Genomic DNA, 26,840 nt, shown 5'->3' with positions numbered 1-26,840 from the left:
TCGGATACAATTGTAACGGTTCATCCGGCTCATCCCAAACGATTGAAGTGCTTTGGAGCTGGGATCGCTGAACTTTCACCGTCAAAAAGAACAATCAGGCCTGAAAACCATGGATTTTACCTTTTTCAATCAATTGATGTTAATTCTGGCTCTCTCCGTGGGAGCCATTGCGCTGTTTCATCGCCTGAATTTACCAGAGAGCCTCGGCTATCTGGCGGTAGGCATCGTGGTTGGCCCCACCGCCACGGGACTGATTGACCATAGCTTTGATATCAGTCTGCTGGCCGAAATTGGCGTGGTGTTCCTGCTGTTTACCCTGGGTCTTGAGTTTTCGCTCAAGCGAATCAAGTCCATGAAGCGAGAAGTGTTCGGGCTTGGGGGTGGGCAGGTCCTTTTGTGTGGTGCCGGTATATTTGCAGTGCTGCTGGTGGTTGGAACGTCGGTAAAAGAAGCCCTGATCGTTGCCGCAGCCCTGGCTCTGTCTTCTACTGCGATTGTTTCTAAAGAGTTGACCCAAAGTAATGAAATCCGCAGTCGTCAGGGCCAGATGGCCATTGGCGTGTTGCTGTTCCAGGACATTGCCGCGGTTCTGTTCCTGATTCTGGTGCCGGCGCTGGCAGGTGCGGGTGATAAATCCGTCTTCACCACCATCAGCATGGCTTTGGCTAAAGGCCTTCTTTTTGTGCTTATGATGATGGCTGTTGGTAAATGGGTGTTACCGAGAGTCTTTAACGAAGTGGCAAGGACTCGTTCTGAAGAGTTGTTTGTATTGACCGCTCTCATGATTGCCCTGATGGCAGCCTGGTTAACCCATGTCCTGGGTTTATCTATGGCCCTGGGTGGCTTTATTGCCGGCATGATGATGGGAGAAAGTAACTATAAACATCAGGTGGAAGCCGATATCCGGCCTTTCCGGGATATTTTACTGGGGCTGTTCTTTGTCTCCGTCGGGCTGATGCTGGATCTGAATATCCTGTTGGTATTCTGGCCTGCGATTATCCTGGGTACAGTGGGTCTGGTGATCTTCAAACTGGGGGTCATTACGCTTTTGGCAAGAATGCTGAAAGAGAAAAAAAGCATTTCGCTTAAAACCGGCCTGACTCTGGCTCAAGGGGGCGAATTCTGTTTTGCCCTGATTGCTCTGGCGACTCAATATGGCCAGACAGGCGGAGAAAGAGCTTCCGTAGTGCTGGCCATCACTATTCTTTCCATGATCCTGGCACCACTGCTGATCAGAAACAGCAGCAAAATCGTCAACTTCCTTTATAAGAAACAAGAAGCTATGCAGTCTCAAATTGACCAGGGCGATATTGAGCAACAGGTCTCTCACATCAGGCAGCATACGCTTATTTGCGGTTACGGTCGGGTGGGCCAGACGATCAGTCGATTCCTCGGGCAGGAAAAGCTGGCCTTTGTCGCCATAGATAATGACCCTCTGCATGTTCATGAAGCCGGGCTGGCAGGCGAACCGGTCTTTTATGGTGATTCCCGTCGACTGGAGCTGTTGGAGTCCGTTGGTTTGAACCGCGCCAGACAGGTGATTATCTGCATCGATCGCAGTGAGAATGCCCTGGAAATCGTCAAAACGATTCGTTCTCATTACCAGGACATTCCCATTCTGGTCCGAACTCAGGATGACAGTCTGACAGGCACGTTGAAAGACGCGGGTGCCACAGCGGTTATTCCTGAAGTACTCGAATCCAGTTTGTTGATCGTGAAGCATGTCCTGTTAATGCTGGGCATGGATCGCAATCAGGTCAGGGGCAAGATTCATAAAGCCAGAGAACAACAGTACGACATCCTCAATGGTTACTACCCGGGCTATGAAGATGTTCTGGTGGACAGTGAGGAAACTTCTTTACGCCATGCCGTTAACGTTTGCCGCGGTAATTCCTGTGAAGGATTGAATCCTTGCGATTTACCGCTTGAACCCGATGTGTCTGTTGTTGAAGTGAAACGGGGTGGTCAAAGTCTGGATCCGGCCGATGTGGATGCCCTGGAACAAGACGATATTGTTATTCTCACAGGTCCACTTGCACCGATGCAGCAATCTGAAAAAAACCTTATCTGATCTTTTGGCAGCCCTGAAATAGGGGCTGCTGTTTTCAAGTGAGATCACTGTCTGACGATAGGAATAATCATATAAATAATAAAAATAAGCTCATTAATTTCAATATGATACAAGAACAACCTAATAAACATTTGAAAAGACACTATAATGATCACGCAAAGGACTATTAGAAAAAAAACAGGCAGTTAACAGAAATCTATATAATACAGGTGAATATATGGTTACTCGATCGACTCAGTGGTCTCTCTCTATGTGTTTTATGCTGACGTTGATTCTGATTATTAAACCTACCAATAGCCACGCCGTTTTGCTTGAATTTTATATGCCTCCCCACTATCCGGGAATGGAAGCCGGCTTCGGTGCTCATAAGGCAGAACCCCCTCAGAATGCAATTCTCATTCAGCAGGAAGAACCTTTTTTCTGCAATGACTACGAGACTAACTTTAATTATTTTAAAGATCTGCCATCGACCTCATTAATCAAGTTTGCTGGTTTTGCATTATTGGGAACCGCTTTGACCCGTTCAACAGAAGGTGGAGTCGATCCTAATAATTACTGGCACAAACCTGTTTTTCTATTGAATCTGGTTGCCCTTCTTTCCTGGTCTATTCCCCAGGCTACCCTCACCAATGAATACGCCCTGCCTCCTGCACAATACCGTGATGTTGAAAAAGTGGACGATCGCACAGCAACGACAAATAGCAACAGCACACTGCGCTACAAGGAAGAACCAGTGGCCGGTCATGCCATAACAGGCCTCTCATTTGCAGGACTCAACCTGCTTGCTGAAATTTATAATGCCAAAAACCCGTCTCCGGGCCCCGGTGTGAATGTATTGGAAAATTTTGCCATCGGAGCTAAATCCATCGGTGTTACCAGCAATATGGCGGCAGCCCTGAGAATTCAATTAAAGAATAACTACCTGAGCAGGGGTTATACAGACTACGAAGCCACTGCGGCGGCATCAAGAGATGTAACCTTTCTCTATATTGCCGCTCTTGCTGGCGTGGTTAATACGGGTCTGCTTAACTCTGCTGCCATGGACGGTATAAACGCCAGGGATATTGAGCAATATTCATGGGCGATGGCTGATTATGTTGGTCGCAAATACTTTCATGTAGCACTCCCGGCAGGCCTGATGATCAGTGCCGCCTATGAAACCGTGGGCTCTCTTGAAAATTACTGCATGGCAAACTTTGATCAGGTTTTACCCCATGCCCACTACGAAGAGTCAGAAAAACTGGTTATATGTAAAGGGATAGCTTCTGTCTCTTTGGCCAGTATCAGCGGTCTGGCCTTCTCGAAACTCTCCATCGGCTTACCCTGGGGAATTTATGTAACCAATAGTATTGAAGCAGCTGGGCTGGTGGGTGGTGAAATGGCGATTACTCTGGGTCGAAATCTGTTCAATCACCCTGCCGCCAAAGATGCGGCGGGGCTTACCTTGGGAGGAACTGTTACGGCAGGTTCGCTCCTCCTGAACCTTTATTATTTCCGTGGATTACCCATGACGAACCTGTTTCAAGGCTCCGGGTTAATCATGATCTATGAGGGTGGTTCTGCGCTGGTCAGTCATTCTTACCCTGCTGTAGGAAAGATATTGGCACTTGGGCACACCCTAATGGGCAATTACGACTACGTGTGTAAACCAAGAACTAAAAGTCCCATCCATCCTGACCCATAACCATCTGGGCGTTTCTGTTATTAAGGATGCTCCATGCAATCACTGATCAAGCAGCTCTTTTTTCTGGTTTTATTGGCTTGCCTCACTCCTTTTGGTATTGCTCAATCAAACTCGAATTTCAGCGACCCTCATTTAGCTTCTGACTCGAATTTTGAGTTTGACACGGAAATGAACATCAATGCTGACTGGTTACAACAGCAGTACTTTGGTATTAAAACTCAAAAGCAGCAGGAATCCGGAGAATTTATTATCACTGAGCTACCGGATATGGATTCGAAAGAGGCAAGACAATTTCTGGAGGTGACATTACCCGGCCAGCTTAAGGAAAGAAGTCTGGATCATGAAATTCGGGCTCCTTGTAATCGACAAAGTCGCAAATGTGATGTTGAGATTTATCTGTTCAGTCAAAAAGAATCATCAAAACAGCTGGTAGAGATCATGCGATTGACAGTGCTCCTGGGGGCAAAACCCGTTGCAGAGCCTGATCATTCATCGAAACCGGCTATAGAAACAGAAACGGCCTCAATACAGGAACCAGATCTGCCCGAACTTGAACCAGATTGGATAGAAAAAGTTCATGTCTATCGAAATCAAGAGACTGGAGACAATCTGGTTATACGGGATAATATTGTTTACTACTCAGGTCAATCGCTTTATATACTTCTAAGGCTGTTCAATGTCCTGCTGTTCCAGTCAGGCCCCGTTGATACCACTGACGGATATTACGGGCATTTCTCTAACGCCCAGATATTGGCAGAAACCCTTGCTGCTGGCGATATGCTACCGGCTTTGATCAGGGACCATGGCATGGCTTATGTCTCACCTCAGCTAGATGCCACCGGCTACGCTCTGGCCCTTGCTATTTATGGCACTTATGTACACTACTGGGATAAGCTGGTTCTGAACAAAAAAGAAATGACCGCATCGGATCTTCGGATGTTCTATGCCTGGAAGCTGTTCGCAAACATCGCAACCAAAGCGATTAACGAGTTTGCAAGCCAGAACGTATTTACCAACGAAACCGACGACGATATTCATAAAATGAAATCTTCGCTGTTCACCAGTCTGGTAATAGCCCTTCCCTACGGGACCAAGTTACTGGTATCCGCTTTTACGGGGAATAACTACGCCAACCATATATTGAAGGCTGTACCGGCAGACCATTTGCTGTCCTGCTCGATCAGTGTCAGTGGTGTCTGCCTGCAATTATTCTTCCATCGTATCCTGGGAGAAGCTGATACCACCATTGTTCCCGCCACAGCACTGGAACCAGCCAAAAAAGTAACATCTGGCCTTTCTTATATTCCATCAGCGATCACACAGGTTGCCATGGGCAAAGCATTTAATGCCCTGGGAATGACGGTATGCGGTGGACATTACATAAAAGGAGCCGGATATGCCTTGGTTGACGGTGTCGATAAATATCTGATAGCTCAGGGCGCCAGCGACCTTTCCCGGTATACTGCCTTAACGATTGGCGCTCTTTTTATGAGTTACAGTAATTATTCATTCAGCAAAGCCTTTGCGTCTGGATTCAGTTTCCGTTATTCAAAGTATTTGATGATTCTGGCAAGCACCGCTGTTATGACATGGTTTGAGCTTTACTTTCATACAACGACTTTAAGGTAATCTTTATCGTCGCCCTGTAATGCCATAAGATGGGAGAGGTTTACAGCACAGAAGATTATTATGGCAAAGGGTACGGGCTTTCGGTCAACATTACATAGCGTTCTGGCGTCGGCATTTGGTGTACAAAGTGAAAAAAACAGAGAACGTGATTTTTCACAGGGTAAACCGGCGCACTTCGTCATCGCCGGCGTGATAGGAACGCTTGTTTTTATTCTGATTTTACTGCTGGTGGTGAAGCTGGTGCTGGGTCAGTTCGAGTGAGCTATTGATGACTGACCCAGTACACAGTGGTAACAACAATCAGCATTACGATTGAAATAGCCGCAATCGCATCGGCAGTGCTGTCTTTCATCGGTTTTCCCTGAGCCATCCCACTTCCTCTTAATCAGTTATTTGATGGAGCCACTCCAAGCTAGCTGATTATTGCCTTTCGGGCAAGCCCCGCCACTGTGTCGGCGGTCCTGACTTTATCTTCTTTACCTGATTCATAGCCTTGGGTATATACTTGGTTTTTTAGTGTCGGTCAAAATGTGGACTGGAATAGTCCTTCTACACACAATCATTTATTTGGCGAGTCTAATGGAAAGTGGTTCCCTGCTATTCTCTTTTTTTCTTATTTTCAGTGGTGCTGCAATACTCGCTACTGCTGCGTTATTTACCCGTCAGCCTCTGCTGGTCGCCTACATTGTATTGGGTGCTTTTCTGGGCCCTTATGGCATGGAGCTGGTCACGGATACAGGGCTTTTGAATGATATTGCTCACGTTGGCATTATATTTTTGCTGTTTTTGCTGGGACTGGATATGCAGCCCAGTCATCTCGGTCACCTGCTTAAGAAAACAGCAACGGTAGGATTGGTCAGTTCTATCATTTTTGCACTTATGGGTTATGGCCTGGGGCTGGCATTTGGCTTCACTCAAAACGAAGCCATGATCACCGGTGCGACAATGATGTTCTCCAGTACCATCATTGGTATCAAATTGCTGCCAACGACGGTACTGCACCATAAGCATACCGGGGAAATTCTTGTTAGCCTGCTGCTTTTGCAGGATCTGCTGGCGATTCTGGTTCTGCTGTTGCTCTACAACTTTGATGGCGGATTAGCCAACAGCAAAGTGGATGTTCTGATGGCCCTCGCCGCACTACCCATGATCATCGCTGTGGCTTTTCTGGCGGTTCGTTATGCACTCTTGCCATTAATGGCACGCTTCGACCGGTTTCACGAATATATGTTTCTGTTAGCCATTGGCTGGTGTCTTGGCTTCGCTGAACTGGCCCATGCTTTACATCTTTCCTACGAAATTGGCGCTTTTATTGCCGGAGTCAGCATTGCTACTAGTCCCATCTCCCAGTACATCGCTATTAACCTCAAGCCTTTGAGAGATTTTTTTCTGGTTCTGTTCTTCTTCTCAATCGGTGCCAGCTTTAACCTGAATCTGTTTGGTGATGTGTGGCTGCCGGCGGTTATTATGACTATCATCTGTTTGCTTCTGAAACCGGCCACATTTGGTGTCTTACTGAGAGTCAATGAGAAAAAATCAACAGCCTGGGAGGTGGGGTTCAGGCTGGGCCAAACCAGTGAATTCTCTATTCTGATCGCGGTGCTGGCAGCAGGACAGATGCTGATGGGCGAGATTGCAGCCCATGTCGTACAAGCTACTGCCATCATGACGTTGATCATCTCTTCCTATGTCGTGGTGTTTAATTTTGAATCGCCCATAGCGGTATCAGAAAAACTGAGAAGGGACTAAAACAGACTGAAGATTTGTCACGGTTACGGGCCACGTGCTTTCTTTCTTTTCTGGTTAGATGGCGGCTGGTCGTCGGCTTTCCTTTTGAGTCTCCTGGGTTTTTTGGGTCTCTGGTCGGCAGGCAGGTGGGTCTGTTTGTGCGCTTTCAGATCGCCCACTCGGTCAGTACGGTAGTTGCAGTCCCCATGGTCACACAGATGTACCCTGGCTCTCTGGTCGGCAGGCAGGTGGATCTTTTTGTGCGTTTTCAGATTGCCCTTTTGTTTGCTGATGTAATTGCAACCCTCATGGTCACACTGGTGCACCTTGAGTCTGAGTCTTTCTGGCTTCCTGGGTCTCTGGTCGGCAGGCAGGTGGGTCTGTTTATGCGCTTTCAGATTGCCCATCAGATCGGTACGGTAGTTGCAGCCCTTATGATCACACTGGTGCACCCTGGCTCTCTGGTCGGCAGGCAGGTGGGTCTGTTTATGCGTTTTCAGATTGCTCGTGTAAGCGGTGCGGAACTTGCAGCCTTCATGGTCACACCGGTGCACTTTGGGTCGCTCTCGCTTCTTGGGTCTCTGGTCGGCAGACAGATGGGTCTGTTTGTGCGCTTTCAAATGGCCTGGCTGCTCGGTTCTGTAGTTGCAACCCTCATGGTCACACTGGTGCACCTTGGATCTCTCTGGTCTATTGGGTCTCTGATCAGCAGGTAGGTGGGTCTGTTTGTGCTTATTCATATCTCCCATCCGGTAAGTACGGTGGTGGCAGCCCTCATGATCACACTGGTGCAGCCTGGGTCTCTGGTCGGCAGGCAGGTGGGTCTGTTTATGCGTTTTCAGACTACTCATATAAGCGGTGCTGAAGTTACAGCCTTCATGGTCACACTGGTGCACCTTGAGCCTCTCTGGTTTCCTGGGTCTCTGGTCGGCAGGCAAGTGGGTCTGTTTATGCGGTTTCAGATTGCTCACGTAAGCGGTGCTGAAGTTGCAACCCACATGGTCACACTGGTGCACCTTAGGTCTCTCTGGTCTCTTGGGTCTCTTGGGTTGCTGGTCGGCAGGCAGGGGGGTCTGTCTCAGAGTCGCACAATACTGACTGAATTCATTTAATATCAGAAAAGGATCAGTTGTCGTGTTTGCACACTGAACATCCGTTTCGGTATCAGCTTCGTCTTCCTCTTTGTTTGAACTGTTGTCGCTGCTTTCATCAGAAGTACTGCTGTCTTCGCTGCCAGAACCCTCATCAGGGGTTGCCCGAGTGTTAGCTTCGATGCCTGGGTCAGGAGAAAAGCAATAGCGAGTGTCTGGCTTTAAGAGGATGTCATCACCGAAGTAAACTCGTATCATGTCGCCGTGGTTATCCATGGCCTCGTCCTCTTCTTTAATGACCTCCTCTTCAGGTTCATCAAGCCCTTTGTTGCCTCTAAAGCGAGACAGCATCAGACTCCTCCTTTGTTTGGCTGTTGCAATAATTTCACGTTGCTGATCGACTCCTTGCTGTATCTCAGTAGCGATCGCTTTAACCGTAGAGTCAAGCTCCGGTAACGCATCCCGGACTGGGAAAAGAAGCCTTACCCGGGTCGGCCATTTATTTCCGAAGCATACTTGCTCTTGCGGTGTTTCAGTGTGCCAACACTGTGTGTCAGAGAGTGGTAAGGCATTAGCCTCCCTAAGGTAAACTCTGTTCGTGGATGAGACCTCAATGAAGGGGTGTGGGGTGTTAATAATCGCCTTGCCGACAGCCAGGGCGAAGAGCAAAGGCATACTATTTTCATGAGCGTGACTATGATAACAATCCACAGAAAAGACAATGACCAAGGTCAAAATCAATGATTTTTTAGATAGCAAAGCCTGGCTTCCCAATCGTTGAAATGCTTATTGGAAAATCAGGTTAGTAAAAATCTGGAAACGCACAAACAAACCCACCTGCCTGCCGACCAGAGACCCAAAAGGAAAGCTTATGACCAGCCGCCATCTAACGATTTTGACCTTGGTCATTGCTATTTGTGTGCATTGTTCTCGTGGCCACGCTCAGGAAAATAGTATGCCTTTGCTCTTCGCTCTGGCGGTCACCCGGATAATGCTTCTACCTGACGGTAACCTGAAAATTGGTTTTCACTCCCCGAGCCTGTCACAGGTCGAAATTGAAGAAGAGAACGGGGCTATTGACTGGTGGGAGTTGAAGCATGGTGTCAAAGCTAAGGCTTACGGTCAGGCAGCCTCTGATGAGGTTTCTGACGGTGAAGACAGCAGCAACTCTGATGAAAATAGCGACAACTATGCCGATGAAGTCGAATGTGATGCCGATGCCGAATGTGATGTTCAGTACGTAACCACGACACTAAATCCTTTTCGAGCATCAGATGAAATCAGCCAGTATTGTGGGGTTCTGGCACTGAAAAAGATTAAGCAAGAGCCTGTTTCAGACAGTGAAATAAGCATTGAGTCAGAGGTAGATACGAAAACGCACAAACAGATCCATCTGCCTGCGGACCAGAAAGCTAAAAAACTCAAAGTGTATCGGTGTGACCACGAGGGATGTGACTACAGTACCGATCACACGAGCCAATTGAAAAGGCACAAACAGACCCACCTGCCTGCGGACCAGAGAGCTAAAAAACTCAAAGTGCATCGGTGTGACCACGAGGGCTGCGACTACAGTACCGATCACACGGGCCATCTGAGAACGCACAAACAGATCCACCTGCCTGCTAACCAGAGATCCAAGGTGCATCAGTGTGACCATGAGGGTTGCGATTACAGCACCGACCGGGAGTGGCATCTGAAAAGACACAAACAAACCCACCTGCCTGCCGACCAGAGATCCAAGGTGCACCAGTGTGTCTATGAGGGCTGCAACTACAGCACCGATCACAAGGGCAGTCTGAAAACCCACAAACAGATCCACCTGCCTGCCGACCAGAGACCTAAGCTACACCAGTGTGACCATGTAGGCTGTAACTACAGCACTTACCATGGGAGCCATCTGAAAGCGCATAAACAAACCCACCTGCCTGCCGACCAGAGACTCAAGATGCACCAGTGTGACCATGAGGGCTGCAACTACAGCACTCACCATGGGGGCCATCTAAAAAAGCACAAACAGACCCACCTGTCTGCCAACCAGAGGATCAAAAGGAAAGCGTATCACCAGCCACCATCTGACGAGAAAAGAAAGAGAGGTGATAAAGAATGATCCACCTTCCATCCTGAGCGCCAGGTTAAGAGAAGTAACGACCCTGAGACAATCTTTCCCAGATTTTCTCAAAGGCGTTATCAAGCGTCGTTTCAGCAGCCAGACCCAGTTTGCTGGCCATTCCCTTCTTCACTTCATAGCTGACTTGAACAATGTCTGAGGTGTCCACCTTGCTGTAGATGTACTCATCACTGGTCATAACCTGATCAATCAGCTTTTTCTCAATCGCCTGACGGCCATACCAGATTTCACCGGTGGCGACCTCGTCTATGTTGACCTGCTCGCGTTCTTCTTTGATGAAATCTTTAAACAGTTGATGTGTGTCCTGGATGTCCTGCTTGAACTTATCACGGCCCTTTTCAGTGTTTTCACCGAGAACCGTCAAGGTGCGTTTAAATTCACCGGCAGTGTGCAGCTCAATATCAACGTCATGTTTCTTAAGAAGCTTGTTGATATTGGGCAGTTGCGCCATAACCCCGATAGAGCCAATCACTGCAAACGGTGCAGCAACGATGTGATTAGCCGTACAAGCCATCATATAACCGCCACTGGCAGCCACTTTGTCGACTGCAATAGTGAATTTCACACCACGATCCCTGATACGCTGAAGCTGAGAAGCCGCGAGACCATAGGCGTGAACCATGCCACCGGCACTTTCCAGTTTCACAAGCACTTCGTCTTCATCCCTGACAACAGACAACACCGCTGTGATTTCTTCCCGTAGGGACTTGACTGCCGAAGCCTTCATATCGCCGTGAAAGTCAAGGACATACAAACGAGGTTTGACGTCTTTATCCTTTTTCTTATCCTTCTCGCTTTTTTTCTTTTCCTTTGCCAGTTGCTTCAGCTCTTCCTTATCAAGCACGACATGCTGAAGATCATCTTTCAGGTGTTGAAAGTGTTCATTCAATTTTTTGGTTTCAAGATGCCCTTTACTGATCTTTTTGGATTTTTGTCCCATTGCCGCTGCCGCAGCAATAACAATCAGTAGAGCCACAACAAATGTGACTACTTTGGCAAGGAATAAGCCGTATTCCGCCAGATACTCCAAGAGAGCCTCCCATAATACATTTCAATAAGAGTGGTTAAGGATACCTGAAAAAGACAGACAGAGGCGCACTGATAACCATTGGCCTCATATTATTAATCGATGTTTAGAGTTTGCACGATCCAGAGGTGTTAAATTACACTGAATATGATTGTATAATATTACAAATCAATCAACTTCCTGGATATAGTGAATTCCGGTGGCAGATCTGGCAAAGCGTCTCTACGGAACCATTGGGCACTCACCAGCTCTTCCTCTTCCAGGCAAATATCGCCTGACTTATATTCAGCGTGATATCCCAGCATCAAGGCATGGGGGAATGGCCAGCTTTGACTTAATTGATACTTTACTTCACCAACCTCCAAACCCACTTCTTCCCTGATCTCCCTGATAACCGCTGCTTCTGCTGTTTCCCCTGGCTCAATGAAACCGGCAATTACGGTATGCATTGTGGTATTGCGTAAATGTCGTCTGTGTTTGACTAACAACACTTCATTGCCTTTATGAATAAGAACAATGATGCACGGGGATATCCTGGGGTAGTAAGACATCTCACAGACTGAGCAGACCATTGCCCAGTCACCTTCACCTGGCCTGCATGGATGACCACAGCGTCCACAGAACCGGTGATCTCTCCTTGATCTCAGGATTTGAACAGCATGGCTGTAAAACGCCACCATCGATTCAGGCTGTGTTGCCATATAGTGTCGGGCATTAACAACACTACCCTCTTTGGGACTCTTTTCGGGACTCTCTTCGAGAACGGTATCCGTTTTTATCACCGAGACTGAATATTGATCCAGATTTCCAGTTCTTACCGCGTCCTGCCCATCCATCCAGGGCCGTTTCTCCCAGAGAAACCCACCCTCAGAATTCATCAGGATGTCATCACCAATGAGAATCAAAAAACGATCAGCCAGGTCGTCTTGCGAAATCCAGCCACCTGCAGGTTGGTATTGATGCATGAATGTCCTGCTCTCACCAGTCTTGCTGGCCTATTTTTTCCAGTTTCTCCCGATGCAGTTGTAATTCAGCATCAGTCGGTTTAGTGACTTTCAACGCAGGTCTGTCAGATGATAAACGTCTGATGACCGTTACATCATCAGCCTCCTCGCCCGTTCCCCCCAAAAGCAGGGATGTCTGGCCACCGGTCATGGCAAGATAAACTTCAGCCAGTATCTCGGAATCAAGCAGAGCCCCGTGAAAGGTACGGGCTGAGTTATCAATAAAATAACGTTTACACAGTGCGTCCAGGTTATTTTTCTGACCCGGGTGCTTTTTTCTGGCAATCACCAGAGAGTCGGTAATTTTACTGTAGTCCTCAACCTGCCCAAGGGACGAGTCCAGCCACTTCAACTCATGGTTAAGAAAGTTAATATCAAAGGGCGCGTTATGAGCAATCAGTTCAGCACCCTTGATAAAATCCAGAAAGTCTTTAGCCACCGCGGCAAAGAGTGGTTTGTCCCGAACAAACTCGTTGGTAATACCGTGAACCTGAATAACCTCATCGTCCATGTGCCGTTCGGGATTGATGTAGACATGATAGGTATTACCCGTCAGCTTCCTGTCAATCATTTCCACACAACCAATTTCGACAATCCGGTGCCCCTGTGAAGGGTCGATCCCGGTTGTTTCCGTATCCATTATGATCTGACGGTTCATCGCTTCTTACCTTTAATGATCTCTTTGGCACCGCGGCAGGCAAGTTTATCAGCCATCTCATTTTCCCGGTGTCCGGCATGACCTTTCACCCAGCACCACTCAACCCTGTGACGGCTATTCTGAATATCAAGACGTTCCCATAAGTCCTTGTTTTTAACGGGTTTACCGGCTGCTGTTTGCCAGCCCTTACGTTTCCAGCCAGAGAGCCACTCAGTAATACCTTTGCGCACATACTGGGAATCGGTCGTGACCCGTACCTTACAGGTTCGGGTCAGTGTTTCCAGTCCAACAATGGCTGCCATTAATTCCATTCGATTATTGGTGGTTTCCGCTTCGCCACCATACAGCTTTTTTTCAGCGGTACCATAGCGCAGTACTACTCCCCATCCTCCGGGGCCAGGGTTGCCTTTACAGGCTCCATCTGTAAAAAGCTCCACGAGCTTGCTCAACGATTATCTCCCATTCGGCTTGATCCTGTAATCGGGTTTCCGACCAGGGGTTGTCTCAGTGAAGACCAGACCGGCTTGACCGGTGTCATGCCTGGCACTTCCCGGGTAGCAACAATGATATAAAAGCTGCCAAAAGGCAGCATCCAATTACGACAGCGCTGTTCAATCAGCTCCGATTTCAACCCCATGGCTGAAGGTCCAGAAGGAAGCAGGTAGCCACCATAAAGTACTTTCTCAACACTAAACCCCAACAGGGTTAACCAATCTCTCATTCGGCTGGGACTGATAAACTGGACACCACTGAACAGCTTACGATACCCCGGAAACATCACCCGCTTGATATTACAAAGACTTAATGGATTGAAACCAACCACCATCATCTTGCCTCCGGGAATGATAGTATGCCCTGCTTCGCTGAGCAGCCGATGCGGACGGTCAGACACTTCCAGCATGTGGTGCAGCAAGACCAGGTCAAGGCTGCCCGGAGCTACCGGCCAGTGGTTTAGATCCATCATCAATGAGGGAGCCGGTTCCGTGCTTAACGGATGAAACTGAAAGTTTCGGTTAACCTGAGAGCCTGACAGCAGGGTCACTGTCGGGGACACCGATAATTCGACAGCATGATAACCAAAGATATACTTTAACTCATGCTCTATGTGTGAGCGTTCTGCCTGGAGCAGAAATTCTCCTGCACCGGAGTTCATCCACTCCTGCAGAGCCCGCAATCTTTGCGGCATCTCAGACTGGGTCGACTTTTTAAACCATTCCATCAGGCTTTTTCCATGAATGCCGGATTTATATCAGCAAATATCTTGAGCCAGGAGCCTGACCGAGAATCTTGCCCTGCTCAACCACACATATTATCTGGCACAAAAGGATTCGACCAGCGTCGGTATGCTTCCCTGACAATCGTAAAGAAAATACTACAGACTTTATACGCAAAGTCTGTAAAATGTTGCCTGACTATTCTTCCGACAGGTTGACTGGGCGTACACTCCCATCCTCAGTCAACCTTCTGAATATTAGAATGTCATTGACTTTTATCCGGCGGAATGGCCCATGCTCCACATTCAAGCGATCCCAGCTTTTCAAGATAACTACATCTGGTTGCTCTCTGAAGAACACACTGGGCACTGTCTGGTTGTTGATCCGGGTGATGCCGACGCGGTCGAAACAGCATTGGCCAGACTGAACCTGACATTGTCGGGTATTCTTGTTACCCATCATCACTGGGACCATACCAACGGTATTGAAGCGCTCACAAAAAACCGCAATATTCCGGTCTATGGCCCTGATAATATTGAAATTTCCGGTATTACTCAGCCTCTGAATGACGCTCAGACGCTGACTGTACTCAATACCCGATTCCGTATTCTGAAAACTCCCGGTCACACGCTTGATCATATTGCCTATTTCGCCCACCCGGATCAGGATGACCCCATATTGCTCTGCGGTGATACTTTGTTTTCAGGCGGTTGTGGTCGACTGTTTGAAGGGACTGCTGAACAGCTGCATGAGTCACTTAATAAACTCTGCTCACTGCCCAAAAACACCCGGGTATATTGCGCACACGAATACACTTTGGCTAACCTGGCTTTTGCCCGGACGGTAGAACCCGGAAACCGCTCAATTGAAGAATACCGCAACAGGGTAATCCAACTTCGCAAGGAGAACAGGCCAAGCCTGCCTTCCAGTATCGAGTTGGAATTAGCCATTAATCCATTCATGCGTACTGACCAGCACAGTGTCATTACCGCAGTCAGGGAGCACGCCCCACAAGCTGTCTTGTCGGGCGATGCAGAAATATTTGGGGCATTACGTCAGTGGAAGGATCACTTTTAATGACGATAGATCCTGTGTTCCTACTAGATAACTAAAGTTTTTATGTCTGAACCGTTGATTACAGAACAAGCATCTGCTCCATGTACCAGATCTGAAGTTAAACCCCTGGTTCGATTCCTGGGTGCCGCTACACTCGCGCTCACCCTGTCGGGCTGCCAGAGTCTCTCTACAGAGCAGACTGGCATGGCGCAATCTACCGAAGCCGAACAGGAAGAAGTGACCAAAGAGCAGACGGTCAGTAAAACACCGAAGAAAGTGCTGGCCGAAAAACCCGTGAGCAACCTCTGGGAAAGGACCCGCCGTGGTTTCGCTATGAATCTGGATAACAATCACCCCCGAATACTGGCAGAGCTGCGTTGGTACAAAAACAGTCAGGTTTACTTTGATCGGGTTTCTGAACGCGCCAGCCCCTATTTCTATTTCATCCTGTTGGAGGCCGAAAAACGCGGCGTCCCCCTGGAACTGGCATTAATGCCTATAGTGGAAAGCGCCTTCGACCCGTTTGCCTACTCCCATGCCGGTGCATCCGGCTTATGGCAATTTATGCCAGCTACCGGAGAGCATTACGGACTGGAGCAAAACTGGTGGTATGACGGTCGTCGTGATGTAGTGGCTGCTACCCGTGCAGCACTGGACTATATGATCAGGCTACACAAAATGTTCGATGACTGGGAGTTGGCACTGGCGGCTTTCAACTCCGGGCCCGGGCGCGTTCTGAATGCGGTTAACAAGAACAAGAAACTGGGTAAGTCCACCCGTTTCTGGGACCTTGACCTGCCCAATGAAACCACAGCCTATGTGCCAAAGCTGATTGCCCTGGGCAAGATTGTTCGTAACCCGGCTAAATACGGTATCAAGCTGCCGCCGATCCCCAACAAACCTCATTTTGCCAAAGTGAATACCGGCGGCCAGCTGGATATGGCCAGGGCCGCCCAACTGTCAGGCGTTACCATGAATGAGTTATATCGCTTGAATCCTGGCGTTAATCGCTGGTCAACCCCCCCTTCGGGTCCACACTATCTGCTGGTTCCCATTGACAAGGCCGAATCTTTTCAGACAAAACTGGCTCAATTGCCGGCAGAGAAACGTATGCAATGGCGTCGTTACACCGTGAAGTCCGGAGATAGCCTGATCAAGATTGCCAATACTTTCCACACCAAGACCAGTCTTATCAAGGAAGTGAACGAAATGGAGGGGGACTTGATCCGGGCAGGAGAAAGCCTGTTGATTCCTGTCCCCGCCAAAGAGAAGGAAGAATACGCCCTGACCGCAGCGCAGCGCCGTATCGCCAAACAAAATACCCATCGTGCTGGTCGGCACAAACTGAATTACTCCGTTAAATCCGGAGACAGCTTCTGGAGCATCGCCAAACAATACCAGACCGGTGTTCAGGAACTGGCCCGCTGGAACGGCATGTCACCCAGGGATACTCTGAAGATCGGACAGAAACTGGTGGTCTGGACTAAAACCAAGGCGGCTCAGGACAGTGTTGTTCGCAAGGTCCATTACAAGGTTCGCAGTGGCGACTCCCTGTCTGTTATTGCCGACAAATTTAATGTAGCCGTATCCCAGATCAGAACCTGGAACACCTTTGACAGTAAATACCTGCAACCTGGTCAACAGTTGACGCTCTATGTGGATGTGACTCGGGCTTACGACTGATCGGTCACAACTGATTTTATGTACAATCTCCGTTTACCCTGAGCGGAGTTTGGGTGCCCATGGTGAACAAGGTTTGGATGCTTGGTAGAATCTCCGTTCACCCTGAGCGGAGTCGAAGGGTGGTTGGCACGATCTTTATTGTTGGTTCGGAGTCCGCATCCTTCGACTCCGCTCAGGATGAACGGGGTTTGGGCGCCCATGATGAACGGGGTTTTGTCTGTAAAATCGAAAAAAGAGGTCGCTGAAATGGTTGAAAAAATTGACTCTCATGATGCAAAAACCAAACTCCCGGAAATTCTTCGTCGTGTTGAGGCTGGAGAATCTTTTACAATAACTAACCGTGGCAAGCCTATTGCTGACCTTAGCCCCACTCAAGCTAAAAGCCGTTTGGAGGTTCAAGCAGCCATCAATAATCTACTGAAAATCAAAAAACCGACAGTATCTGATGCTGACTTGGAAGCTATGCGTCGAGAAGGTCAACGTTAATCAGGCGCTCAGCCGTACACTGAGGCTTGCCAAAAATTATAATTTGCAAGCCAGGCACCATCTCAGAAGAAAAAGAATGACTATAAAACAATGGGCGAGCACTCTTATAGCTCTGAACACGGTCTGGTTTAATCTTTCTACTCAGGCCAATGTTCAGGAACCCTACCAAACCCATCACGCCATCAGCCTGATCGGCAATCCCAAATACCCTCCCAATTTTCAACACTTTGCTTATGTAAACCCTGATGCACCCCGTCAGGGCAAGGTCAGGCTGGCTGCTCTTGGCACCTATGACACTTTTGACCTCTTTAGTGCCAAAGGCGTCCCTGCCGCGGTTGGCTCCTATATCTATGACAGCCTGATGGTGGCCAGCCGGGATGAGCCCGGCAGCCTTTATCCTCTGATTGCAGAGCGTGTCGAATACCCCGACGATCGTCGCTGGGTACGCTTTGTTATTAACCCCAACGCGCGTTTTGCCGATGGCAGCCCGATTACTGCCGAGGTGGTAAGGGATACCTTCCTTCACTACAAAAACGGCGACTTCTCCAATTTCAAGCTGCTGTTAAAAGATGTTGATCAGATAGAAGTTGAACCTGGCAACCGGGTAAAACTCACCCTCAATGTTCCTGAAGATAAAAAGCTACCCTTTCGACTGGCCCAGTTACCGGTGATACACAACAGCTACTGGCAACCACCTCAAGAGGATAACCCTAAGGTTCACGTTCCCGTCAGCTCAGGGGCTTACAGCATCCAACACTATGAACTTGGCCAGAGCGTTGTTCTTGAGCGAAACAAGGATTACTGGGCTGAAAAGCTGCCCGTGAACATTGGCCGGAATAACTTTAAACACATCAGACTGGAGTATTTCAGGAACTCGACCCTCTCTCTGGAGGCTTTTCTGTCCGGACACTACGATATCCGCATAGAGAACCTGGCCAAAAACTGGGCCTACGCCTACCGGGGAAAGGACATAGAGAATGGCAAGATCATCAAGAAAAACTTCCCTCGCAAGAGCTTTCAGGTCCAGTCTTTTATCTTTAACACTCGAAAAGGCCTCTTCAAGGATCAACGGGTCAGGGAAGCAATCAGCCAGGGTTACGATGCAGCCTGGGTCAACGCCAATCTCCTTTATGATATTTATTCAGTGCCCAAAAGTCTTTTTGCCAACTCTGAGTTTGCCCAGACAGGCATACCCGATAAAGCTGAAATCGAACTGCTGAACCCTTATCGGAACCTCCTTCCCAGGCAACTGTTTAAACAACCCTGGACCGGTACCCAAACCGATGGCACGGGCAATATCCGCAAACAGCTCAGTGTTGCCAATAGACTGCTGAAGCAGGCAGGCTGGGAACTCAAAAACGGCAAAAGAATCCATAAGGAAACCGGTGAACCCTTGCAGTTCGAACTGATGCTGGCGGTGCCGGAGCAGGAACGTGTCGCTATCCCCTTCAAGAACAATCTGGCCATACTCGGCGTTGATATGCAGATTGTCTCGATGGATGTCTCCCGGTACATCCAAAGAATGCGCAGTCACGATTACGATATGCTGCTCAGAACGTTCCACCAGCCAGATCTGCCCGGCAACGAGCAAAGGGAATACTGGAGCAGCCAAACAGCCCATGAACAGGGTAGCCAGAATCTGGCAGGCGTCCACCACCCTGCTGTTGATGCCATGATTGAACACATTATCAAGGCGGAATCCATCGACCAGTTACAGGCAGCCACCCGGGCTCTGGATCGCATTTTACTCTGGGAAAATTACACCATTCCCCAGCTCTATCATCGTTACTGGCGAGTGGCGCACAGAAGCCATTACAACTACCCTGACAACGACGGCCTGTTTGGCTCCATAGACCTCAGTATCTGGTGGGAGGAAGGGCGACAATGACACGTCTGATTGCGGGTATATTTCTGGCATTAGTGACCTGTTTCGCATGGGGTTCCGACACAATTCCACTGAAGCATGCCATCAGTCTTTTTGGTGAACCAAAGTATCAGAAAGACTTTAAACACTTCGACTACGCCAACCCAAACGCCCCAAAAGGTGGGGAGTTCAGGCAGGCCGTGATCGGCCAGTTTGACAGTATCACACCTTATGTTGACCGCGGTTCGGCGGCGGCTGGCAGTTATTTGCTGTACGACTCATTGCTGCAAAGGTCCTGGGATGAACCGCTCAGTAAATACGGCCTGATTGCCGAAACCATTGAGCTGGACCCGGATAACCGCTGGGTGGCCTATCACATTAATCCCAAAGCCCGCTTTAACGATGGTCATAAAGTGACAGCCCGAGATGTAAAATTCTCGTTTGATCTGTTGCGGGAAAAAGGCTCAACCTTCTACCGCCATTTCTACGATGATATCGAAAAAGCGCAAGTCACCGCGCCCATGAGGGTTCTGTTTACCTTTAAAACCAATAAAAACCGGGAGCTGCCGCTGATCCTGGGACAAATGCCCATACTGCCTGAACACTACTGGCAAGACCGGGATTTCCCGGCACCGGGGTTTGAAGTGCCCGTCACCAGCGGCCCTTACCAGATAGATAAAATTAATCCCGGACGCTCCATTATTTATAAAAGAGACAAAAACTACTGGGGTCGGAATCTGGCAGTCAACCGGGGTCGGTACAATTTCGACCGTATGGTGTTCGAATATTACGGAAACGAGTCTGTGCTTTTACAGGCCATGTTCGACAATCAATACGATTTCAGACTGATCACCGATCCAACAATATGGAATACCCAGCTGAGCGAGAGCAAAATTAAAAAGCACCATCTGATACAAGAAATCATCAAGAACCATAATCCCCAAACCCTGACGTTAACCTACAATACCCGCCGACCTTTTCTAAAGGATGCCAGAGTCAGGGAGAGCCTGGGATACGCCTTTAATTTCCAGCAGATTAACCACAACCTGTTCTTCGGAATGTATCGACGTGCAGAAAGTTTTTTTGCAGGCTCTGAACTGGCCGCCACTGGCATCCCCTCTCCTGCTGAACTGAAATGGCTTGACCCCTGGAAAAAAGAACTGCCAAAAGCCCTCTTCCATGAACCCTTCAAGGCACCGGATAGCCAACTGGCATCGGGTGACCGATTAAATCAGGCAAAAGCGCTCAAGTTATTAAAACAGGCAGGCTGGCAGATAAAAGACAATCGTCAGGTTAATGCTCAGGGCGAACCACTGATCCTCAATGCCCTGGTCGCCACTGAAGAACATGAAAAAGTGCTGCTTTCTATCAAGGATGGCCTGAGTCGTCTGGGTATTACTTTAAATGTTCAGCGCATAGACCCACTGCAAATGGTAGCCAGAGTACGGGAGCTGGATTTTGAAATCATCCTGCATATCTATCCACACACCCCTTCACCGGGTACTGAACAGGCCTCTTTCTGGGGATCTCAAACCGTTGATCAACCGGGTACCAGAAACGTATCCGGTGTACATTCACCAGTCGTCGATCACATAACTCAGCAGATTACATCGGCCACCAGCCGCAAAGAACTGCTTTCCCTGATTCATGCGCTGGACAGGGTTCTTCTGTGGGGACACTATTCACTGCCGCTCTGGTACCCACCTTCCTGGAACGTCTTGTACCGGGATACCCTGAAGCATCCTGAGACGGCACCATTGTACGCGCTGGACCTGAGTACCTGGTGGCATAAAGCAAAAAAACCACCAGCAGCCAAAGCTACCGGTGGTCAAACACATCACTAAGAGTCTGAACTCAGCCTGTTACAGGCTGAAAGGCATGGTGAAAGACAGTTTGAAGTCTTTGTCGTCCTGGAAGGCATTCGGGAATGCTGGTGAGTAGCTGTCTACGTCGTTCTTCAGGTCGAAGTAAGTGGCATGAAGGGCGACAGTAGCACCTTTCAGGTTACCGCTCTGGAAGGTGTGGCTAACATCGACACTGTAACCAATTTCTTCCAGTTCTTCGGTAGTGATATTGGTATCCTGAGATTCAGCACCCCAGCCATAAGCAACGGAGAAGCCTGTTTTCCAACCTGCATAACCCATTTCAGTGAAGTCATACCAAGCACCGGCAAAGGCCGCTTTTTCACCGTGATGGTTGAAGTCAGAACGCTGATCCCACCAGATTTCGGAGGAACCGTTAGATTCACCAGATGCAAGTGTAGGACGGAAAACAAAATGACCAGTCTGGCCTTCTGCGTGGGTATAAGTAGCTTCTGCACGATAAGTCCAGTTGCCGTGAGCCAGGCTGGAGGTAATAGCGTGCTGGTAAGCTAAGCCGTCATAGAGATCATTAGCAGACAGATCATCGGCTTTATCACTCATGCCGTAGAACTGGTAGCTCAGAGCCAGACCTTCGTTGCCATAGCCCAGCTTGAACTTATACATGTCAATATAGTCTTCGCCCTGTCCGAAACCACCCAGAACGCTGACACCGTTAGCAAAGTCATAGCTGGCACCCAGACTGTGCACGTAGCTCATGCTTGAACCGTCTTCACGCATCATGCTTTCCATGTCGTAGCTCCATGGGCTTTTGTATTCATTCGCCCAGAAGTAAGCCAGGTTCAGGCCACCTTTGCTGTAGGTGAATTCATTACCGGTGTAAGTGCCAGGCATAAAACTCATGTTCACACCCAGAACACCCGGGCCACTGGGTTGCAGGTAACCGGAACGAGCCTTGAAGGCACCAAAATCAAACTTGGCGTTGGCTTTATAAACGCTGAAACCGTTTTGGATTTCTCCGGTATTTTCATTTCTCAGAGAGAACTCACTGTCATAAGATGTTCCGGAATTCCAGATGTCATAGGTACCAAAAACACCCATATCAACACCGAACCAACCGCCAATCAAACCCGAGTTAAACTCAAGGCTGGCCACCGCTGTGGAGTGGTGGAGGTTTTCTTCGAAGCTGCCATCGGGACCACTCTTACGGTCACGAACGCGTGTCATGTTATAGATGCCACCCGAAATGGTTGCATCATCAAAGAAAGGATTGCCGGTCTCTACTTGTTCAGCCTGAACACCGGTGGTGACAAAGGCAGCAGCCATCACAGCACTGGCCAGCATGGTTTTCTTGAACATTAATGTTCCCCTGTGTACTCGAGTGTGTTGTTTGATCTGTTATGTTTCAACACCACAATGTAACCGGTTACATTGTGATATTAAAAATCAGGAACTCTTAGGTTCCCTGATTTGTCTGAGCTCATTCTACAGCCCCATAGGTATTTTTAATTGCTTCAGATCAATTTTTACTGTCATCTAAGATATTAATTATTTTTTTGCCACCCATCAGACCTTGCCTGAGAGGTTTGACAGGTGTTTAAAATGGCGTCAGGCATTCAAATAACACGAAGGAATTAGTGCCTGTAGTCAGAGAGCCGACTATAGTTTCGAGGCGATAGTTATAACAATGCAATCCAGGCCAGCTATGAACCAAACAATGATGATAAAAAAATCGTTGAGATCAACGATAGTCAGAGTCCTCCCTGTTGCGACGCTCTTCCTTTCCCTGTCGATGATAACCGTACCGGTAAAGGCAGAAGACGCCATCAATAAATCCCCTTCCCTTTCCCTGTACGGCGACAGCAAATACCCAAAGGATTTCAAGCATTTTGATTATGTGAATCCCGATGCTCCCAAGGGTGGAACCTTGCGAATGGCCAGCATGGGGACTTTTGACAGCCTCAACCCTTTCATCGAAAAAGGCACTCCGGCTGAGGGTTTAAGTTTGATTTACGATACGCTGATGACCAGCAGCGCCGATGAACCTTTCACCATGTACGCACTGGTGGCTGAATATGCAGAGCCTGCCATTGATAACAGTGGCATCACTTTTCATCTAAATGCAAAAGCCCGGTTTCACGACGGACAGCCGATCACCGCTGAAGACGTGGTTTACAGCTTTGAGTTACTCAGGGACAAAGGCTCACCCCTTTACCGGGCTTATTATGGCGATATTGCCAAGGCAGAAGCCCTGTCCAAGCGCAGTGTCCGCTTTGTTTTCAAACACAACCGCAACCCGGAACTGCCTTTGATCATTACCCAGCTTCCCGTCCTGCCAAAGCACTTCTGGGAACAAGACTCGAATCACTTTGAACAAGCCAACCTGACCCACCCTCTGGGCAGTGGCCCCTACAAAATCCATTCAGCCGAACCGGGTCGCAGTATTGCCTACAAAAGAGTGGATGACTACTGGGGTAAAGACCTGCCAGTTAACAAAGGTCGCTATAACTTTGATGTGCGCCGTTATGACTATTACCGGGATTCCAACGTAGCAATGCAGGCACTGAAAGCCGGTGAATACGATCTCCACTTTGAAAATATTGCCAGAAACTGGGCCACCGCTTATAACACCCCGGCGGTTCAAAAAGGCCAGCTGATCAAGGAATCCATTGCCACCAAAGCCCCTCAGGGAATGCAGGGCTTCGTCTTTAACCTGCGCCGAGATATTTTCAAAGACATCAACGTTCGAAAAGCGCTGAATTACGCCCTGGACTTCCAATGGCTCAACAAGAACCTGTTCTATAACAGTTACGCCCGGACAGAGAGTTATTTTGCTAACTCTGATATGGAAGCGACGGGCATTCCCGAGGGTAAAGAGCTGGCCTACCTTGAGCCCTGGCGGGAGCAACTGCCTGCTGAGTTATTCACCGAACCCCATCAACTGCCAGTCACCGACGGCAGCGGCAGAATCCGTAGTCAGCTGAGCCAGGCTTTGACCCTTATGAAACAGGCAGGCTGGAAACTGGAAAACGGCACGCTCAGGAAAAATGGCAAGCCCTTCGAATTTGAAATTCTGTTACACGATTCAAGCATGGAGAAAGTGGCCCTGCCTATGAAGAAAAACCTTGAGGCCATGGGTATCAAAGCCACTCTGCGTATCGTCGATGTTTCGCAATATATAAACCGGCTCAGAAGTTTCGACTTTGATATGGTGGTCAGTCGCATTCCCCAATCCAGCTCCCCCGGCAACGAGCAAAAGGACTTCTGGAGCAGTGAATCTGCTGATCTGCCAGGCAGTCGTAATCTGGCGGGAATTAAAAATCCGGTGGTTGATGGCCTGATCAAGGAAGTGATTAATGCTGAATCCAGAGAAAATCTGGTGGCTGCCGTCAAAGCACTGGACCGGGTTCTGCTCTGGAACGAATACATGATTCCTCAATGGTACCTCGACAGTAGGCGGGTGGCCTATTGGCAACCCCTTAAACACCCTCTCAGCGATCCTGATCAGGAACCTCTTTACCAGTTTGATCTGGACACCTGGTGGATGGCACCATGAAAAGCTATATCCTGCGCCGACTGGCATTAATGATTCCGACACTGTTCGGTATTCTGCTGCTGAACTTTGTCATTATCCAGGCGGCACCGGGTGGGCCTGTTGAACAGATGATTGCCAAACTGGAAGGGTTTGAAATCAATGCCATCAGCCGTATCGGCGGTTCCAGCGGTGCTGAGATTCAGCAGGTCAGTGTCGATGAATCCGGTGAGTACCGGGGACGGCGGGGACTGGACCCGGAGCTGATCAAAGACATCGAAAAACTGTACGGCTTCGACAAACCGGCCTACGAACGGTTTATCCAGATGGTGGTCAACTATGCCCAATTTGAATTTGGTGATTCCTTTTTCAGGGATGCCAAGGTCATTGACCTTATCAAGGAGAAATTACCGGTCTCCATCTCGCTGGGTTTATGGAGCACCCTGCTGATCTATCTGATCTCCATTCCCATGGGGATTCGAAAAGCATTGAAACACGGCAGCCCGTTCGATGTCTGGACCAGCGCGGTGATTACCACGGGCTACGCCATTCCCAGTTTTCTGCTGGCCATCCTGCTGATTGTTCTGTTTGCCGGCGGCAGTTACTGGAACTTTTTTCCGTTACGTGGATTAACGTCAGAACATTTTGACCAGCTCAGTTTGCTGGGAAAACTGGCGGATTACGCCTGGCACATGGTACTCCCGGTTTTTTGTATTGTGATTGGTGGTTTTGCCACACTGACGATGCTGACCAAGAACTCATTTCTCGACGAGATTCATCGCCAGTACGTGCAGACAGCCCGGGCCAAGGGTCTGGATAACCATCAAGTGCTGTACGGGCATGTTTTCAGAAACGCCATGCTGCTGGTGATCTCCGGTTTTCCTGCGGCCCTGATTGGCATACTGTTCACCAGCTCCCTGCTGATTGAAATTATTTTTTCACTGGACGGCCTTGGCCTGCTCGGCTACGAAGCCGCCATCAACCGCGATTACCCGGTGGTCTTCGGATCGCTCTTTATCTTTACGCTGATTGGTATGGTGGTAAAACTATTGGGCGATCTGACCTACATGCTGGTTGACCCGAGAATTGATTTTGAGGCGAGGGATTAATATGGCAGCGCCTCAAACCCTGAAACCGTCTTCGATGAGCCCACTCAACCAACGACGCTGGAAAAATTTCAAAAGTAACCGACGGGGCTATTACGCGCTCTGGATTTTCGGCTTTATTTTTTTCACCACGTTATTTGCCGAGTTTATCGCCAACGACAAACCCCTGCTGGTTTATTATGAAAGCGAACTCTATACCCCCATCTTCCACACCTACCCTGAAACCACCTTTGGTGGCGAGTTTGAGCTGGAAACGGATTACCGCCAGGACTACGCAAAAGAGTTGATTGAGCCCCATGGCTGGATGCTCTGGCCACCGATTCATTTCAGCTACGACACCATCAATTATGCCCGTATCGCTCCGGCACCGCCTTCCTCAGAAAATCTGCTGGGCACCGACGACCAGGGCAGAGATGTACTGGCCAGAGTCATTTACGGTTTCAGGATATCCGTGCTTTTTGGCCTTATCCTGACACTGTTCAGCTCCCTGATAGGTGTCGCCGCAGGTGCCATGCAGGGATTTTATGGCGGACGAATCGATCTTATAGGACAACGGTTTATTGAAATCTGGTCAGGTATGCCCAGCCTCTATCTATTGATCATTCTTTCCAGCTTTGTCGAGCCCGGCTTCTGGTGGCTGCTGGGAATTATGCTGCTGTTTTCATGGATGGCACTGGTGGATGTGGTCCGTGCCGAATTTCTGCGAGGTCGCAACCTTGAATACGTCCGTGCCGCCAGGGCGCTGGGGATGAGCGATGGCCGATTAATGTTCCGTCATATTCTGCCAAACGCCATGATTGCCACGGTCACGTTTATGCCCTTTATTCTCACCGGTGCCATTACCACCCTGACTTCACTGGACTTCCTGGGCTTTGGCCTGCCAGCGGGTTCGCCATCACTGGGGGAACTGATCGCCCAGGGTAAAAACAATCTTCAGGCACCCTGGCTGGGCATTACCGCCTTTCTGGTAATGTCAGTGATGCTGACCCTGCTGGTGTTTATCGGGGAAGCTACCCGTGATGCCCTGGATCCACGCAAATACGTTACAGGTCACTAAAC

22 protein-coding genes are annotated in these 26,840 nt (G+C 48.9%); 15 read left to right on the top strand and 7 right to left on the bottom strand.

All coding sequences use genetic code 11. The features are described from left to right. Positions 1 to 109: 109 nt before the first annotated feature. From K7B67_RS08770 to K7B67_RS08750, 5 genes are all read left to right on the top strand, one after another. Positions 110 to 2,071 carry a cation:proton antiporter gene (locus K7B67_RS08770; protein ID WP_252179970.1) on the top strand — a complete coding sequence of 654 codons (1,962 nt, stop codon included), beginning with the start codon at positions 110 to 112 and terminating at the stop codon, positions 2,069 to 2,071. Between the two features lie 259 nt (positions 2,072 to 2,330). Then, positions 2,331 to 3,755 carry a hypothetical protein gene (locus K7B67_RS08765; RefSeq protein WP_252179969.1) on the top strand — a complete coding sequence of 475 codons (1,425 nt, stop codon included), beginning with the start codon at positions 2,331 to 2,333 and terminating at the stop codon, positions 3,753 to 3,755. Positions 3,756 to 3,788: 33 nt separating this feature from the next. Then, positions 3,789 to 5,384: a hypothetical protein gene (locus tag K7B67_RS08760; RefSeq protein WP_252179968.1), complete on the top strand. Its 1,596-nt coding sequence runs from the start codon at positions 3,789 to 3,791 to the stop codon at positions 5,382 to 5,384. Positions 5,385 to 5,444: 60 nt separating this feature from the next. After that, positions 5,445 to 5,645, top strand: coding sequence for a DUF2970 domain-containing protein (locus K7B67_RS08755; RefSeq protein WP_252179967.1), 201 nt, complete (start codon positions 5,445 to 5,447; stop codon positions 5,643 to 5,645). Positions 5,646 to 5,963: 318 nt separating this feature from the next. Continuing rightward, positions 5,964 to 7,133: a cation:proton antiporter gene (locus K7B67_RS08750; protein ID WP_252179966.1), complete on the top strand. Its 1,170-nt coding sequence runs from the start codon at positions 5,964 to 5,966 to the stop codon at positions 7,131 to 7,133. A gap of 23 nt (positions 7,134 to 7,156) precedes the next feature. On the opposite strand, the gene K7B67_RS08745 is transcribed toward K7B67_RS08750, so the two are convergent. After that, positions 7,157 to 8,962 (bottom strand): hypothetical protein, encoded by a 1,806-nt coding sequence (locus K7B67_RS08745; protein WP_252179965.1) that lies wholly within the window; start codon positions 8,960 to 8,962, stop codon positions 7,157 to 7,159. A 30-nt stretch (positions 8,963 to 8,992) separates the two neighbouring features. Here K7B67_RS08745 and K7B67_RS08740 point away from each other — a divergent pair, with 30 nt between their 5' ends. Beyond that, positions 8,993 to 9,157 (top strand): hypothetical protein, encoded by a 165-nt coding sequence (locus K7B67_RS08740; RefSeq protein WP_252179964.1) that lies wholly within the window; start codon positions 8,993 to 8,995, stop codon positions 9,155 to 9,157. A 1-nt stretch (position 9,158) separates the two neighbouring features. Then, positions 9,159 to 10,310 (top strand): hypothetical protein, encoded by a 1,152-nt coding sequence (locus K7B67_RS08735; protein ID WP_252179963.1) that lies wholly within the window; start codon positions 9,159 to 9,161, stop codon positions 10,308 to 10,310. A gap of 25 nt (positions 10,311 to 10,335) precedes the next feature. Here the strand turns inward: K7B67_RS08735 and sohB are convergent, their stop codons facing one another. The 5 genes from sohB to K7B67_RS08710 all read right to left on the bottom strand — a co-directional run bounded on the left by sohB (position 10,336) and on the right by K7B67_RS08710 (position 14,239). After that, entirely contained in the window at positions 10,336 to 11,361 is a 1,026-nt protein-coding gene (sohB, locus tag K7B67_RS08730; RefSeq protein ID WP_252179962.1) for a protease SohB, read from the bottom strand. A gap of 158 nt (positions 11,362 to 11,519) precedes the next feature. Continuing rightward, positions 11,520 to 12,323 carry an NAD(+) diphosphatase gene (nudC, locus tag K7B67_RS08725; protein ID WP_252179961.1) on the bottom strand — a complete coding sequence of 268 codons (804 nt, stop codon included), beginning with the start codon at positions 12,321 to 12,323 and terminating at the stop codon, positions 11,520 to 11,522. Between the two features lie 13 nt (positions 12,324 to 12,336). After that, the gene (dnaQ, locus tag K7B67_RS08720) at positions 12,337 to 13,020 is read right to left on the bottom strand and encodes a DNA polymerase III subunit epsilon (protein ID WP_252179960.1); all 684 of its coding nucleotides are present in this window, start codon (positions 13,018 to 13,020) and stop codon (positions 12,337 to 12,339) included. Continuing rightward, complete coding sequence (gene rnhA / locus K7B67_RS08715) at positions 13,017 to 13,469, bottom strand: ribonuclease HI (RefSeq protein ID WP_252179959.1); 453 nt, start codon at positions 13,467 to 13,469, stop codon at positions 13,017 to 13,019. Before rnhA ends, dnaQ begins: the two co-directional genes overlap by 4 nt. Continuing rightward, a complete protein-coding gene (locus K7B67_RS08710) occupies positions 13,466 to 14,239 on the bottom strand; it encodes a methyltransferase domain-containing protein (protein WP_252179958.1) in 774 nt (257 codons plus the stop codon). The genes rnhA and K7B67_RS08710 overlap by 4 nt, the downstream gene beginning before the upstream one ends. Positions 14,240 to 14,528: 289 nt before the next feature. On the opposite strand from K7B67_RS08710, the gene gloB reads away from it, so the two are divergent. The 5 genes from gloB (at position 14,529) to K7B67_RS08685 (ending at position 21,167) form a co-directional block, all read left to right on the top strand. Further along, the gene (gene gloB, locus K7B67_RS08705) at positions 14,529 to 15,311 is read left to right on the top strand and encodes a hydroxyacylglutathione hydrolase (protein ID WP_252179957.1); all 783 of its coding nucleotides are present in this window, start codon (positions 14,529 to 14,531) and stop codon (positions 15,309 to 15,311) included. A gap of 183 nt (positions 15,312 to 15,494) precedes the next feature. Further along, a complete protein-coding gene (locus K7B67_RS08700) occupies positions 15,495 to 16,973 on the top strand; it encodes a LysM peptidoglycan-binding domain-containing protein (protein WP_252179956.1) in 1,479 nt (492 codons plus the stop codon). A 198-nt stretch (positions 16,974 to 17,171) separates the two neighbouring features. Continuing rightward, complete coding sequence (locus tag K7B67_RS08695; RefSeq protein WP_252179955.1) at positions 17,172 to 17,459, top strand: type II toxin-antitoxin system prevent-host-death family antitoxin; 288 nt, start codon at positions 17,172 to 17,174, stop codon at positions 17,457 to 17,459. Between the two features lie 76 nt (positions 17,460 to 17,535). Further along, positions 17,536 to 19,347 (top strand): extracellular solute-binding protein, encoded by a 1,812-nt coding sequence (locus K7B67_RS08690; RefSeq protein WP_252179954.1) that lies wholly within the window; start codon positions 17,536 to 17,538, stop codon positions 19,345 to 19,347. After that, positions 19,344 to 21,167: an extracellular solute-binding protein gene (locus K7B67_RS08685; protein WP_252179953.1), complete on the top strand. Its 1,824-nt coding sequence runs from the start codon at positions 19,344 to 19,346 to the stop codon at positions 21,165 to 21,167. Before K7B67_RS08690 ends, K7B67_RS08685 begins: the two co-directional genes overlap by 4 nt. Positions 21,168 to 21,185: 18 nt before the next feature. On the opposite strand, the gene K7B67_RS08680 is transcribed toward K7B67_RS08685, so the two are convergent. Further along, positions 21,186 to 22,502 carry an OprD family outer membrane porin gene (locus K7B67_RS08680; RefSeq protein ID WP_252179952.1) on the bottom strand — a complete coding sequence of 439 codons (1,317 nt, stop codon included), beginning with the start codon at positions 22,500 to 22,502 and terminating at the stop codon, positions 21,186 to 21,188. Between the two features lie 358 nt (positions 22,503 to 22,860). Here K7B67_RS08680 and K7B67_RS08675 point away from each other — a divergent pair, with 358 nt between their 5' ends. The 3 genes from K7B67_RS08675 to K7B67_RS08665 are packed head-to-tail and all read left to right on the top strand — an operon-like array spanning position 22,861 to position 26,838. Beyond that, complete coding sequence (locus tag K7B67_RS08675) at positions 22,861 to 24,699, top strand: extracellular solute-binding protein (RefSeq protein WP_252179951.1); 1,839 nt, start codon at positions 22,861 to 22,863, stop codon at positions 24,697 to 24,699. Next, positions 24,696 to 25,784, top strand: coding sequence for a microcin C ABC transporter permease YejB (locus tag K7B67_RS08670; RefSeq protein ID WP_252180553.1), 1,089 nt, complete (start codon positions 24,696 to 24,698; stop codon positions 25,782 to 25,784). The genes K7B67_RS08675 and K7B67_RS08670 overlap by 4 nt, the downstream gene beginning before the upstream one ends. A 1-nt stretch (position 25,785) precedes the next feature. After that, positions 25,786 to 26,838 (top strand): ABC transporter permease, encoded by a 1,053-nt coding sequence (locus K7B67_RS08665; protein WP_252179950.1) that lies wholly within the window; start codon positions 25,786 to 25,788, stop codon positions 26,836 to 26,838. Positions 26,839 to 26,840 lie beyond the last annotated feature (2 nt).

The organism is Endozoicomonas sp. 4G, assembly GCF_023822025.1.
Taxonomy (GTDB): Bacteria; Pseudomonadota; Gammaproteobacteria; order Pseudomonadales; family Endozoicomonadaceae; genus Endozoicomonas_A.
Note: the sequence above shows the minus strand (reverse complement) of the source record. Positions and strands in the feature narration are given on the sequence as shown.